Source organism: Pseudomonas sp. Eqa60 (assembly GCF_018326405.1).
GTDB lineage: Bacteria > Pseudomonadota > Gammaproteobacteria > Pseudomonadales > Pseudomonadaceae > Aquipseudomonas > Aquipseudomonas protegens.
Genome location: NZ_AP024342.1, coordinates 4592973 through 4606703, shown reverse-complemented (window position 1 = coordinate 4606703; position 13731 = coordinate 4592973). Strand labels below are relative to the sequence as shown.

17 protein-coding genes are annotated in these 13731 nt (G+C 58.8%); all 17 read left to right on the top strand.

The annotated features are described in order from the left end of the window. Positions 1 to 68 precede the first annotated feature (68 nt). Positions 69 to 428: an HNH endonuclease signature motif containing protein gene (locus KI242_RS20760; protein WP_348532651.1), complete on the top strand. Its 360-nt coding sequence runs from the start codon at positions 69 to 71 to the stop codon at positions 426 to 428. A 170-nt stretch (positions 429 to 598) separates the two neighbouring features. Beyond that, complete coding sequence (locus KI242_RS20755; protein WP_212805515.1) at positions 599 to 1087, top strand: terminase small subunit; 489 nt, start codon at positions 599 to 601, stop codon at positions 1085 to 1087. A 3-nt stretch (positions 1088 to 1090) separates the two neighbouring features. Continuing rightward, a complete protein-coding gene (locus KI242_RS20750; RefSeq protein ID WP_212805514.1) occupies positions 1091 to 2770 on the top strand; it encodes a terminase large subunit in 1680 nt (559 codons plus the stop codon). Positions 2771 to 2772: 2 nt separating this feature from the next. After that, positions 2773 to 3987, top strand: coding sequence for a phage portal protein (locus tag KI242_RS20745; protein WP_212805513.1), 1215 nt, complete (start codon positions 2773 to 2775; stop codon positions 3985 to 3987). Beyond that, complete coding sequence (locus tag KI242_RS20740) at positions 3974 to 4615, top strand: HK97 family phage prohead protease (RefSeq protein ID WP_110652689.1); 642 nt, start codon at positions 3974 to 3976, stop codon at positions 4613 to 4615. Before KI242_RS20745 ends, KI242_RS20740 begins: the two co-directional genes overlap by 14 nt. Beyond that, on the top strand, positions 4612 to 5808 hold the full coding sequence (locus KI242_RS20735; protein WP_212805512.1) for a phage major capsid protein: 1197 nt from the start codon (positions 4612 to 4614) through the stop codon (positions 5806 to 5808). The genes KI242_RS20740 and KI242_RS20735 overlap by 4 nt, the downstream gene beginning before the upstream one ends. Positions 5809 to 5872: 64 nt before the next feature. Next, on the top strand, positions 5873 to 6091 hold the full coding sequence (locus tag KI242_RS20730) for a hypothetical protein (protein WP_212805511.1): 219 nt from the start codon (positions 5873 to 5875) through the stop codon (positions 6089 to 6091). Then, positions 6092 to 6388: a head-tail connector protein gene (locus tag KI242_RS20725; protein WP_212805510.1), complete on the top strand. Its 297-nt coding sequence runs from the start codon at positions 6092 to 6094 to the stop codon at positions 6386 to 6388. It begins immediately after the preceding gene. Beyond that, the gene (locus KI242_RS20720) at positions 6388 to 6729 is read left to right on the top strand and encodes a phage head closure protein (protein ID WP_212805509.1); all 342 of its coding nucleotides are present in this window, start codon (positions 6388 to 6390) and stop codon (positions 6727 to 6729) included. The genes KI242_RS20725 and KI242_RS20720 overlap by 1 nt, the downstream gene beginning before the upstream one ends. Beyond that, on the top strand, positions 6722 to 7168 hold the full coding sequence (locus KI242_RS20715) for an HK97-gp10 family putative phage morphogenesis protein (protein ID WP_212805508.1): 447 nt from the start codon (positions 6722 to 6724) through the stop codon (positions 7166 to 7168). The genes KI242_RS20720 and KI242_RS20715 overlap by 8 nt, the downstream gene beginning before the upstream one ends. After that, positions 7165 to 7530, top strand: coding sequence for a DUF3168 domain-containing protein (locus KI242_RS20710; protein ID WP_212805507.1), 366 nt, complete (start codon positions 7165 to 7167; stop codon positions 7528 to 7530). The genes KI242_RS20715 and KI242_RS20710 overlap by 4 nt, the downstream gene beginning before the upstream one ends. 87 nt (positions 7531 to 7617) lie before the next feature. Further along, on the top strand, positions 7618 to 8358 hold the full coding sequence (locus KI242_RS20705) for a phage tail tube protein (protein ID WP_212805506.1): 741 nt from the start codon (positions 7618 to 7620) through the stop codon (positions 8356 to 8358). Between the two features lie 9 nt (positions 8359 to 8367). Further along, entirely contained in the window at positions 8368 to 8727 is a 360-nt protein-coding gene (locus tag KI242_RS20700; protein ID WP_212805505.1) for a phage tail assembly chaperone family protein, TAC, read from the top strand. Positions 8728 to 8756: 29 nt separating this feature from the next. Beyond that, positions 8757 to 9035, top strand: a complete 279-nt coding sequence (locus tag KI242_RS20695) for a hypothetical protein (RefSeq protein ID WP_244868150.1) — start codon at positions 8757 to 8759, stop codon at positions 9033 to 9035. Positions 9036 to 9038: 3 nt separating this feature from the next. Then, positions 9039 to 11891 carry a phage tail tape measure protein gene (locus KI242_RS20690; RefSeq protein ID WP_212805504.1) on the top strand — a complete coding sequence of 951 codons (2853 nt, stop codon included), beginning with the start codon at positions 9039 to 9041 and terminating at the stop codon, positions 11889 to 11891. 44 nt (positions 11892 to 11935) lie between these two features. Next, positions 11936 to 12274 (top strand): phage tail protein, encoded by a 339-nt coding sequence (locus KI242_RS20685; RefSeq protein ID WP_212805503.1) that lies wholly within the window; start codon positions 11936 to 11938, stop codon positions 12272 to 12274. Beyond that, a complete protein-coding gene (locus tag KI242_RS20680) occupies positions 12271 to 13731 on the top strand; it encodes a hypothetical protein (protein WP_212805502.1) in 1461 nt (486 codons plus the stop codon). Before KI242_RS20685 ends, KI242_RS20680 begins: the two co-directional genes overlap by 4 nt.

Below are 13731 nucleotides of genomic sequence, written 5' to 3'. Positions count from 1 at the left end.
TGCCAGGGCGGCCAAGTGGCTGAAGATCGCCGCCGAACGGGCTTCCTCGTTGATCTCGCCGAAATCGAATGCTGGAGCGCTACCTGATGGGAAGGCTAAAGACGCTGGGAAACAGAGTTCAGACTCAGTCTGATCGGCTTCCGGCCGTCAACACGAACTCATGGCGCGCCACGAAGACGACATCAGCTCAGCGAGGCTATGGCTACAAGTGGCAGAAGGCACGCGAAGCCTGGCTCAACGATCACCCGCTCTGTGCTTATTGCCAGCGCCTGGGTCGTGTGACGGCTGGCTGTGTGGTTGACCATATCGCGCCTCACCGCGGTGATATGGCTCTGTTCTGGGATCGATCCAACTGGCAAACCCTGTGCAAACCCTGTCACGACTCGGTCAAGCAAGCTGAGGAGGCCGGTACGGCTCAAGTTTGGTAGGGAATTCGGCTCGCTCGATGTGAATGATAAATATTCTCAATAAAATGCACCAAAAAGGTGCAATAGGACGGGTCTATAGGGGGGGCGGTCAAAATATGGGGCCTCTATCGCTTCTAGACCGCGCCCGATCCCATTCGTACTTTTTTTCCCGACCCTAAGGTTTTTTGTTAATGGTGTTAACAGACAAACAGCGACAGTTTGTTGACGCGAAGGCCCGGGGTGCGTCAAACAAAGAAGCGGCAGAGGCCGCAGGATGTAAGGCTTCCACGGCTTCCGCAGCGGGTTCCCGCTGGGCCAATGATCCCAAGATTGCAAGCGCAATCATTGCTCGCCGTGCCGAGCTCAGTGTTAAGCCTGAGCAATCGCGCAAACGCCGAGAGAAGCCATCCGACCAGGCGCCCGAGGCGGAAGAGGCCGGTGGCGAGTTTCTCGATTGCCTTCCTACCACTGAAGACCCACTGGTCTGGCTACTGGCTCTGATGAACGAGCCTAGGGCCAAGGTTTTTGATAGGCGCAACGCCGCCCAGACGGCTGTGCCCTATGTACATGGCAAGAAGGGTGACGCCGGAAAGAAGGAACTGAAAGAGCAGGCCGCCAAGGAGGCGGGTAAGGGCAAATACTCTGCCGGCAAGCCGCCGCTCACTGTCGTAAGGAAGTAGCCAATGCTTTGGACAACTGCCTGCCCGGACTGGTGGCAGCGCCTCTCTGTGGGCGAGTCAATCATCCCGGCGCCGCTATTTCCGGCAGAAGCCGAAGAGGGGCTGGAAGTATTCCGTTCGCTGAAGATTGTGGACGCCCCGGGTTGTCCGACCATTGAAACAGCATGCGCGCCGTGGGTACTTGACTTCGCAGGCGCGATTTTCGGCAGCTACAACAGCGAAACCGGCCACCGCCTGATCAGCGAGTACTTCCTCTGCATTCCGAAGAAGAACTCCAAGTCGACGATTGCGGCGGCGATCATGCTGACCGCGCTGATTCGCAACTGGCGGCTGGAAGCCGAGTTCATCATCCTCGCGCCGACTAAGGAGATTGCCGACAACGCCTTCAAGCCGTGCGCGGCCATGGTCAAGCACGACGAAGAGCTGAGCGATCTGCTTCACGTCCAGCCGCACCTGAAACTGATCACGCACCGAGAGACGGGCGCGACGTTGAAGGTCGTGGCGGCAGACAGTGACGTCGTTGGTGGCAAAAAGGCCGTGGGCGTTCTGATCGACGAGGCCTGGCTGTTCGGCAAGAACGTCAAGGCGCCGGACATGATTCGAGAGGCCACGGGCGGCCTGCTATCCCGCCCGGAAGGCTTCATTATCTGGCTGACGACTCAGTCAAACGAGCCGCCGGCCGGGATTTTCAAGTCGAAACTGAGCTATGCGCGCGGTGTGCGCGAAGGCCGAATCGATGATCCTCGCTTCCTTCCGGTGATCTACGAATTTCCGCCAGAGATGATCGAGAGCGGGGAGGCTCGACGGCCTGAGAATTTCCACCTGGTGAACCCCAATATGGGGTACTCGGTGGACAGGCCAACCCTTGAGCGCTTGTTCATGCAGGCCGAACTCGACGGTGAAGCAGAGGTTCGAGGCTTCCTCGCCAAGTTCCTCAACATCGAGATCGGTCTGGCGCTGATGTCCGACAGCTGGGTCGGCGCCGATTTCTGGGAGCCGCAAGCAGAGAAGGGGCTGACACTGGATTCGCTCATTGAACGATGCGAAGTGATCGTGGTGGGCGTCGATGGTGGTGGTCTGGATGACTTGCTTGGTCTGGCGGTCATGGGGCGCGTTCGAGAGTCGCGCACCTGGCTGCATTGGGCACACGCTTACGCTCACCCTTCGGTGCTGCGGCGTCGGAAATCAGAGGCGCCACGCTTGATGGATTTGGCCGCGGCTGGCGATCTCACGCTGGTGCAAAAGATCGGTGATGACGTCGAGCACTTGGCCGCCACGGTCGCCCGCATCAATCAGGCGGGGCTGCTCGATAAGGTAGGGCTCGACCCGGCCGGCATCGGTGCTGTTCTCGACGCCTTGGCAGATGCCGGCGTCGAGGAAGACCAGATCATCGGTATTTCTCAAGGCTGGAAGCTGACCGGAGCCATAAAAACCACCGAACGCAAGCTCGCGGAAGGCGCGCTTCTGCACTGTGGTCAGCCGCTCATGGCATGGGCCTGCGGTAACGCAAAGGGCGTGCCGTCGGCTAACGCTTTTTTGATCACAAAACAGGCTTCGGGCACCGCGAAAATCGACCCACTCATGGCCACGTTCAACGCCGTATCACTGCTGTCTCTGAACCCAGAGGCACGCGGGGGCATGGACGACTACCTCAACAACGGATTTTTCGGACTAGTAGGCTGACCATGGCATTCAAATGGTACAACCCCATGACCTGGGGATTCTTCGGCTACACCGACCCGAGCACGGGTGACTATGTCGAAGTTGACCTTGAGGTCGGTGGCAAGCGCACCAAGGCCGGCGTGCGAGTCACCGTCAAGACGGCCCTGTCGATCAGCATGGTCTGGTCCTGCGTCAAGATCCTTTCCGAGTCGCTGAGCGGTTTGCCGCTCAAGCTGTACGAGGATAAGCCGGGCAGCCGGGCGTTGGTCACCGGCAACGACCGAATGTTGAAGCTGCTGCGCAAGCCAAACCCGTACATGACCATGCTGAACTTCCTGAAGTTCGTGGTCGTGAACATGGCCTTGCGCGGTAACGCATTCGCCCTGATCGAGCGCAACGTCAATGGCGACCCGATCGGCCTGGTACCGCTGGATGGCCGGACCGTGAAGATCGATGCCGATGAGGATCTGATCTACCTGGTCACTCCCAAGGAGGGGGAACCGTTTCTGGTATCGCCAGAGCACATGCTGCACTTCAAGCTGTTCAGCCTGGACGGCATCGTCGGTCTGTCCCCGATTGAGTACCAGGCCGAGACCATGGGGCTCGCAAAGGCTGGCCAGCAATGGTCGGCGCGGTTCATGCGCAAAGGCGGTTTTACCGGCGGTTACGTCATCTACGAGCAGTTCCTCACCAAGGCCCAGCAGGCTCAGGTGATGGAGAAGTTCCCCGATGTGCGCAAGGCCGACGCAGACGACATCGGCAAGATGGCGATCCTGCAGGGCGGCCCCAAGATCGAGGCTGCCGGCATCACTCAGAAAGACGCCCAGTTCATCGAGTCGCAGCAGTTCCAGGAGGAAGCCCTGGCGGGTATCTACGGCGTGCCGCTGTGGTTGGCCAATCGTGCGGGCAAGACATCAATCATGGGGTCGAACCTGGAGCAGCAGCTCATCGGGTTCATCACCTTCGGCCTCAAGCCCTACATCGACACCATCGAAGACGAGCTGAATAGCAAGCTATTCGGCAGCACCTCACGCTTCGTGGAGTTCGTGGTCGAGGGGTTGCTGCGTGCCGACAGTGCCGGCCGTGCGACCTATCTGGCGGCTGCCCTCGGCGGCTCAGGTGGCTCTGGCTGGATGACCATCAACGAGGCGCGCGCCAAGGAAAATCTGCCTCTCTTGGAAGGCGATGAATACAACCGGGTGACCCGGTGGGAGGTTCAGAAAAATGGCAACTCTTGAGGTTCCAATCGAACTCAAGTCGGTTGACGACGCGGGCAACTTCGAAGCCTACGCCGCCGTGTTCAACAACGTGGACCTGGGCGACGACGTGATTATGCCGGGCGCCTTTACCCGCGTGAAAGCGATGCGCAACGGCAAGCTCAAGCTGGCGCTCTACCACGACCTGACCCGCCTGGTAGGCGCCGCCGATTACGTCCAGGACGACCACGGCTTGCTACTCAAGGGCCAGGTTAATCTCAACGTCAGCTACGCCCGTGATGCCTATGAGCTGATGAAGGCCGACATTCTCGACAGCATGTCGATCGGCTTCAACACCATCAAGGCAGATTTCGAGGAGCGCGCCGGTCGGCGTGTACGCCTCATCAAGGAGGCTGAGCTCTGGGAAGCCTCCTTCGTCCCGTTCGGCATGAACCCCGAGGCCCAGGTCCTCAGCGTCAAGTCGGATATCAGGCTTTTCGAGAAGGCCCTGCGCGAACGCATGGGCCTCTCGCAGAAGGAAGCGGCTGCGGTCGCTTCGCTCGGCTATACCGCGCTGCGCCGTGATGGCGGCAGCGAGGCCACGGCGATCGTGGATGAGCTGAAAGAACTTTCCACCCTGTTCACCCACCATTTTGGAGTATCGCCATGAGCGAAGTTAAAGAGCTGAAGGATTCCCTGGAGCTGCAACTGAAGAACGGTTTCACCGGCCTGCAGCAGAAGTACGACGCAGCCATGGCTGAGGTCGAGAAAGGTAACCAGGTTGCTGGTGATCTGAAGAAACAGATCGAAGATCAGAAGGGTGAGCTGCAAAAGGTCATCGATCAGGTGCAGGACCTGGAGCAGAAGGGCGTCAAGCTGCGCGGTGGCCCTGGTGAGGGGAAAACCTTCATCGACATGATCAAGGGTGATGAGGCGTACAAAGCGCTCAATCAGAAATCGGCCAGTCGCGCCGAGATCGAGGTCACCAAGTCCGATCTGGCCTCTATGAAGGAAGTGAAAGTCACCAGCGCCGGTATCGTTGCCCCAGTCTATGATCCGGTCATTCAGCCGGGCATCCGCCAGGAGTTGCGCATTCGTGATCTGCTCACTGCGATCCCGGTCACTGGCCAGCAGTACACCTACTTCCGTGAGCTGCTGCACACCCGCGGTGCCGCACCGGTCGCCGAAGGCGGCAGCAAGCCAACCAGCAACGTCACCTTCGAGCCCGCTACCGATCGCGTCAAGAAGATCGCGGTATGGATGCCGGTCACCGAAGAAGCGCTGGACGATATCCCGCAGATGCAGGGTTACATCCAGGAACTGCTGCGCTATGACCTGAAGCTGGAAGAAGAAAACCAGATCCTCAAGGGTGACGGTACCGGCGAGAACCTGAATGGCCTCATGACCCAGGCTACGGTCTACAACAACACCCTGACCAAGGCCGGCGACACTTCGATCGACATCGTGCGTCGTGGCATCTACCAGGTGCGCAAGCAGTCGATGCTGTCGGCCGACGGCGTGGTTATGAGCGAGCTCGACTGGATGAACATCGAGCTGCAGAAGGACGGTGAAAACCGTTACCTGTTCGCCAACCTGCAGGGCCTGGTGACTCCGATCCTGTGGGGTCGCCCAGTGATCACCTCCGACAGCATGGATGAAGGTGACGCCGATGCTGGTGGTGAGTTCCTGATCGCGAACTTCGCTCGTGCCGCCATCCTGTATGACCGCATGACCTACCTGTTCAAGATGGGCTTGATCAACGACATGTTCATCAAGAACCAGGTAGCGCTGCTGGCTGAAGAGCGTCTGGGCCTTGGCGTCCGCCGCAAGGAAGCCCTGGTCAAGGGCAACTTCCCCAAATAGTCCTCATGCGAGGTCTATCACGACAGAGCCGGCATAACGCCGGCTCTTTGCTTCTGGAGGCAATATGAAAATCAGAGCACTGTGGGGGTTCACTGGCACCGCTGCGCTGTTGGGTGCCGAGTCGGCCAAGGTCAAGCGTGGGGATGTCTTCGAAGAGGTCGACGATGAATATGGCCATACCCTGGTGGGCAAGGCGCTCGTCGAAGAGCTGAGCGACGACGGTAAACCCAAGGTCACTAAACCCAAGGAATCGAAGCCAGCGGCGTCGAAAGAGAGCAAGTAAATGCTCGATCTTACCCGCGTAAAACTCCACCTGCGGGTTGACGTTGACGACGAGGACGCCCTGATTGATGGCTACATCGCCGCTGCCAAGTCCCACGTCGCGCAGCATTGCGATCGCGAGCTGGTGGAATCTGGCCTAGTGACCGAACCGGACCAGATGGGCCTGACCGCCGACGTCGAGCAGGCCATTCTGCTGCTGGTAGGACACTGGTTTGAAAACCGGGAAGCGGTCGCCAGCGGCCTTTCCGCAGTTCCTCTGGCCGTTGATCGGCTGCTCTGGTACAGGAAGCGATTCTGATGCAAGCGGGAAAACTGAGGCACCGCATCCAGATTCAGCACAGGGTCTCGGTACAGGATCCGGTTACAGGTGAGCGGTTGACTCAGCAGTGGGTCAAGTTTTTTGACGCCTGGGCGGCGATTGAGGATCTGAGTGCCCGAGACTTCATTGCTGCCAAGGCCGGCCAGGCAGAGGTCAAAAGCCGGATTGTGATTCGGTATCGGGCTGGCATTACCTCTGATATGCGCGTTCTGCTTGAGGATGAGACCGTCTGCAGCATTCAGGGGCCGCCGTTGGCTGATACAAGCTCTCGCCGCGAGTATCTGACGTTGCTGGTGTCTGCGGGGGTGAGCGATGGTTGATTGGGTCACCTACAACCTCAAAGGTGCCGAAGAGTTGTCGGCCAGATTCAAGGCTTTGCCCGAGGAAATGCGCCGCAGGGTAGTAACTCCGGCTGCCAAGGACGCCATGGATATCGTGCTGGTGGATGCCAAGGACCGGGCTGCCAGGATCGACGACCCGGAAACCGCCAACTTCATACCGGCCAACCTGGCTATGGTCGAGCGCAAAGCCCTGGGCCAAGAAATCGGCGCGGTGGTTATCTCTGTCGGCGTGCGTATGCGCAAGCGGGGCGTCGGCGGCGGCAACACTTTTTACTGGTGGTGGGTTGAGCTGGGCACCGAGAAGAACCGGGCCAAGCCATTCTTGCGTCCGGCGCTGGCCAACAATCGCGAGGCGCTGTTCAAGGAGTTTTTGAGCTCTGCCAAGTACCAACTGATCAAGCTGGGGGTGAATGGATGACCGCACCAATTTTCGTCGTGTGCTCGGGCACTCCCGAAGTTACTGCGCTGCTCGGTACTAGCCCTACACGCTTTTATCCGCATGGCGAGGCGCCGGAAGGCACTACCAAGCCCTATGCGGTCTGGCAGGTCGTCAGTGGCTCGCCCATCAACTACGTGAGCGGCGTACCAGACACCGACCGTTACGGCCTGCAGGTCGATGTGTACGCAGAAACAGCTTCATCTGCCGATGCGGTGGTGGGGGCGCTTCGCAAAGCCATTGCACAACAGGCGTACATCACCGGTTTCGGCATTGATGCCCGCGATAAGGATACCCGCAACTACCGCAAAAGCTTCGACGTTGCCTGGCTGGTGAGTCTGTAGCCAGAAACCTGAAAAGAACGACCCGCTACGGCGGGTTTTTTTATGCCCGCTCAATAGTGATTTTCCAAGAAAATCGGGGAGTACAAATTGACCATCAAAACCCAAGGCACGGATCTCTATGCCATCGACCCGGCCGCCAATACCTTGCTGGTGGTTGGCTGTTTCACTTCCCTGGACGGGATCGACACCAGCATCGCGCAGATCGAAACAACCTGCTTGAACTCCGATGCTCGGGAGTACGAGGCCGGCCTGGCTGAGCCCGGGTCTGCCTCCTTCGGTCTGAACATCGACCCGCAGTCGCCTACCCACGTTCGTCTCCACCAACTAAAAACTGCCGGTACCAAGCTTCTCTGGGCGATCGGCTGGTCTGATGGTCGGGTTACTGATACCAGCGGTAAGAGCGTCGGCATCCCTCCGAGCATCAGCCTTGCCGGCGGACTTTCGGCCCTGGCGGTGACCGCAGGCGGCGAGGACTACACCACCGCTCCTACGGTATCGATCACCGGTGGTGGCGGGACCGGCGCAACGGCTACCGCGACCATCGCCGGCGGCGCCGTTACCGGGTTCAACATCACCAACCCTGGCAGCGGTTACACCAGCGCTCCAACCGTCACCCTAACCGGTGGCGGCGGCACCGGTGCCACTGCATCGGCGGTGATCAACGCCGAGGTGGATTTCGAACTGCCCGAAACCCGGACCTGGATCACCTTTGAGGGCTACATGAACAGCTTCCCGTTCACCTTCGCCCTGAACGACGTTGTGAAATCCACCGTTGGCATCCAGGTATCCGGTGACCCGGTGTTTGTTCCGAAAAAAGCCACCCCATAAGGATCTCCCATGGAACTGAGTATCAAGTCTCTGGACGCCGCCGGCGCCTTCGTCGGCCTGCCAGTGAAAAAGGACATCGAGTGGTTTTCGGGTGGCAAGAAGCAGAAAGCCACGGTCTACATTCGCCTGGATTCCTTCCAGGAAATGACCCGCCGCTGGGAAGACCAGGAGCGAGGTGTGGACGTTTTCGCTTCGCGCATTGCCCATGGCATCTGCAAAAAAGACGGCTCACCAGTGTTTACGGTCGAAGACGTGCTGGGTACTGGAGTCACTGGGCGCGGGCCGATCTGTGCGCAGCTGACCCTGGCGCTGTTGGATGCGCTCAATGAAGCCAACGGCATCAAGCAGGACGAAGCAGAAAAAAAATAGGGCCCGCCGATGAGTTCTGGCATGAGCTGGTGCTCAACGGCATCGGCGGGCGATCCATTGCCGAAGCGAAAGCGAACCTCAGCTACAAGGAGGCGCTTTCGTGGATGGCGTATGCCGAGCAGAACGGAACGCTGAATCTGGGCCGAAAGATTGAACATGGCTTCGCGATGCTCGCGACCATGATCAACAGCGTTCACGGCGGAAAGGCAAAGTTCGAAGACTTTCTGCCGCATCGCGGTCCCGATACTGAGTCGGTAGAGGCTTCCGCGCAGGACATTTTCAAGCTTCTGCAGTCGGTCAAGGGGTGATTTATGGCGGTTGATTCGCTTGGCCAGCTGACGGTCGATTTGGTGGCAAACACCGGCGGCTTTGAGAAGGGCATGGATCGGGCCCAGCGCTCGTTGAAGTCTGCCACCCGGGAGGCGGCCTACCAGGCCAAGCAGCTCGATAAGCTTGTGGGGCAGATTGATCCTGTTGTAGGTGCCTATGGGCGCCTCGACAAGATGGAGGAGCAACTGCGGGAGCACCGCAAAAAAGGCCGGCTCCCGAATGATGAGTTCGACATCTACCTGAAAAAGCTGAACGAGCAGCGGGACGCGCTTGGCCAGACCGACAAGGCCATGCTGAAGAATGGGCAGACCGCCAAGCAATATGCGGCGAACCTGCGAGGAGTTCCCGCTCAGTTTACGGATATTGTCGTCTCATTGCAGGCCGGCCAGAACCCCATGACTGTGCTGCTGCAGCAGGGTGGCCAGCTCAAGGACATGTTTGGCGGTATCGGGCCAGCTGCAAAGGCGCTTGGTGGGTACGTCGTCGGTCTTATCAATCCGCTGACGCTCGCCGCGGCCGCGGCTGCAACACTGGGCTTGGCCTATTACCAGGGCTCGAAGGAGTCTGATGCCTTTCGCGAGGCGCTGATCACCACCGGCAATGCTGCTGGCACCAGTTCTTCGCAGTTGGCTGCCATGGCCGAACGGATTGGTTCATCGGTCGGCACTACGGGAAAGGCGGCCGAGGTGCTTGCTCAGCTGGCATCAAGCGGAAAGATTGCCAGTGGCAGCTTCCAGCAGATTGCGACCGCAGCAATTGAATGGGAGAAGGCGACGGGCAAGGCCACGGATGAAACCATCGCTGAGTTCGCAAGGATCGCTGACGACCCGGTCAAGACTTTGGCTGCGCTGAATGACAAGTACAACTTTCTAACCGCTTCAATCTATGAGCAGGTTCGGGCCCTGCAGGAGAGTGGTGATAAGCAGGGTGCGGCCACCATGGCCGAGGAGGCATATGCCAATGCGCTTTCTGAGCGGTCCCAGAAGATCAAGCAGAACTTGGGGTCCGTAGAAAGCGCCTGGAACTTCCTGGCGGGAGCGGCAAAGAAAGGCTGGGATGCAATGCTCAGCGTTGGGCGAGAGCAGTCGCTTGACGAGCAGATCAGCCACACTCAGAAAATGCTTGAGGACCGAAAAAGCGGTTTTCTGGCAAAGATTTTCCCTGATGACCTCGGGGAGAATAGTCAGTCGACTCAGTTCCTGCGGGAAAGACTGAACATACTGGTCAAGAGCCGCGATGTGCTGGCGGCTCAGAGCAAGGCTGAAGGCGATAACGCGAAGGTTCAGCGTGACGGCCAGGTCGCTTATGAGGAGTTCCAGAGGTCGATAGAGGCGAACTTCACAAAGCGCCAGAAGATGAATAAGGCACTTGAGGACGAGGAAAAGCGAATCGCCACGGCCAGGAAGGCCGGATACAAGATTTCTGCGGAGCAGGAGGCTGCATCGCTCAAGGCGATTCGTGAAAACTCGATTTACAAGGAAGCAAAGCCGAAGGAACCGAAAAAGTACGTCGAAAGCGCCGGGGTCAGGGCCCTGGATCAGGCGAAGCAGCAGTATGCAGCCCTACAGGCCCAGGACGCGCTTCTTGGCTCCCAGGGTGACAAGGCCAAAACGCTGGGGCAGCACGCTCAGGCCCTGGCCAAATGGGAGCAGCAGATCGCCGACATCAAGACCAAGAAGGTTCTGACGGCAGATCAGCAGTCGCTGCTCTCGAGTGAGGCGCTGATCACTGCCCAGCTCAAGCGCAACGCCGGGCTTGAAAGTGAAGTTGGGTTGCGCAAGAAGGCCCAGGAAGAGACCAAGAAGCTGCTGGCCTTCCAGGAGAACCTGAACAGCCAGTTGGCCAGTGCTCAGGTAGGACTCGACAACAACCTGGCCGGCGCGGGGCTTGGGCAACAGCAAAAGCAGCGCTTGCAGGAACAGCTGGCTATTCAGCAGTCCTATCAAGCACAGCTCGACCGCCTGGAGGCTCAGCACAACAAGGGCCAGATCAGTGACAGCCTCTACAGCCAAGAAACTAGCGCCCTGCAATCGGCCCTCAATCAGCGCCTGGCGATGCAGACCAAGTACTACGAGGATCTGGATGCTGCGCAAAGTGATTGGTCGCTGGGGGCGAGCTCCGCCTATCAAGACTATCTGGAAAGCGCTAGGAACGTCGCAGAGCAGAGCCGGAACCTGTTCGCTAATGCCTTCAGCTCCATGGAGGATGCGATCGTCAATTTCGCCATGACTGGGAAGCTTTCGTTCGCTGACTTCGCGAAGTCGGTACTGGCCGACATGGCCCGAATTGCTGTGCGCCAGGCGAGTTCGTCCGCGCTTAGCTCGATCTTCGGTATGGCGGCTTCGGCCGCTGGCTCGTACTTCGGCGGCGGCGCTGCCTCCGCGGGCTCTACGACTGCTGGCTACACCGGTGATGCGTTCAAGAACTGGGCTGCCGGTGGCTACTCGGATGGCGGTTACACCGGCGACGGTGGCAAATACGAGCCCAAGGGGGTTGTGCACGGCGGCGAGGTGGTGATCCGCAAGGAAGTGGTCCAGAAGCCCGGTATGCGTGAGTACCTGGAGCGCCTGAACAAGCGGGGCTATGCCGATGGCGGGTATGTCGGTTTGGACTCCGGATCGCCTGCATCTGGCACCGTCTCCGGCGCTGCGGTCCAGGTCAGCGCGCCGGTGAGCCTGACGGTTCAAGACAGGAGCTCAGAGGGCCTGCAACTGGATCAGCAGGCGCTGCAGCAGAACATGCAGAAGCAGATGCTTGCAGCTGCACAGAAGGCTGTCGACGACTCCTGGCGGCCAGGTGGAACCAGTTACATGAAAGCCCGTGGCCGCGGGTAAAGAACCACACCCGCTTCGGCGGGTTTTTTATGCCTGGAGTACTCATGGCAATTGAAACCTTCACCTGGTGCCCTAAGGTCGATCCGGTGGGTACCGTCAGCTTTCGGACCAAGTCCGCAAAGTTCGGCGACGGATATGAGCAGGTGGCTCAGGACGGGATCAACAATCGGTCGCAGTCCTGGCCACTGACGTTCATTGGGCCCGCGGCCAAGATCAAGCCGATCATGGACTTTATCGACGCCCGGGGCGGCACCGATCCGTTTTACTGGGCTCCACCGCTGGGTGAGCTGGGACTATATCGCTGCAATTCCTACCAGCCTTCGGCGCTGGGCGCGGGTATGTATTCACTCGTTGCAACCTTCGAACAGGCATTTCACCCATGAGCATTCGGCTAATCGATGTAGGCGAGGAGGCGAACGACGAGACCGGCGACACGCTTCGTGACGGCGGGATCATCATTAACGAAAACTTCGCGGAGCTTGATACTCGCACAGCGGCAGCACAGACGAAGGCTGAGCAGGGTGTGGCGGACGCTGCTGCAGCCAAGGCCAAGGCGGATGCTGCAGTTCCTAGCGCAGCGCTGGGTATTTCGGTGGCTCAGCTAGTCAGCGGAAAAGTTCCGGTGCCCCAGCTTCCGGAATTCGTTGAACCCGTTGCAGGCAAGGGGTTGTCCTCAAATGACTACACCACGCCAGAGAAAACCAAGCTGAGCACCCTGGTCAACCCAGCCTTCTATGGCGTGGGCGGACCAGCACCATTCATAGACAACATCTACCAAATCAAGGACGGGGGTATCACCTACTGGAACCAGTCGACAACCGGCAGGCCACCCAGCGGAGGCCAGGGCAACCTGATCTCAATGACTTGCGGGGCCAACGGTAGCGCCTCTACCTTCCTTGCGACCTCGCTCGATGAGGACAAGGTTTTATTTGGTCGAGTCAATGGCGCCACTCGCCCGCCATGGAAGCAGTTCTTGCTTGCTGGCGATCAGGGTATTGGCGGGCCCACCATCCCGGTTCCAGAGGGCGACTGCAACAAGGCGGTAGCTGCGGGCAACTATCGCACTATTCCCACCACTCTCAACGGGAGGAACGTGTACGGAGTGCTTGAAGTTTTCGACTACGGCGACAACGGAAACTCCAAGATTCAGCGCCTAACCGCCACTTACGGACACCCTATAGGTGAGGCTATGTGGTTCCGAACCGGGACCGACCAGGGCACGCTATGGGGTAACTGGCAGCGACTTGTAAATACTGGCAACTATGGTGTCGGCTCCGACCCTCGCACCGGCTCGCCTGCCGAGCGTGTAGGGGCAATCAATGACGCCAACGTCCTACTTCCTGGTGGAACATACCTCGTTCACGTCGAAACACTGAACAGCCCGAAGGTTTACGGGACACTCCGCATGGAGTGGTACGACGCGAACGGGTGGACTCAAACCATTACGCAAATCAATGAGCCTATCGTGTGGGTTCGCGGATGCATTAACGGCTCTGTTCAGCCATGGACCCGATTAACCCCAGAGACAATCACAAATGCGAACGGAACCGCCGTAAAGTTTTCTGACGGAACGATGATCTGTTATGGCTCTAGTGGGGCGCAGCAAACAACTGCTAACGCGGTTGGCTCTGTATTTATCAGCACTGCCGAATTGCGAACTTACCCCGTTCCGTTTGCATCGATTGGAGCCGTTACAGCCACTATCGCAACCTCTGTTGGCGGGTATGTTTGGACTTCCGTTGGCTCTGCCAACCTCAATCAAAGCTGGATGAGCGGATACAGTTTCGCAAATAACGTTCAATTCACAATGAGGTATATGGCTATCGGAAGGTGGAAATAA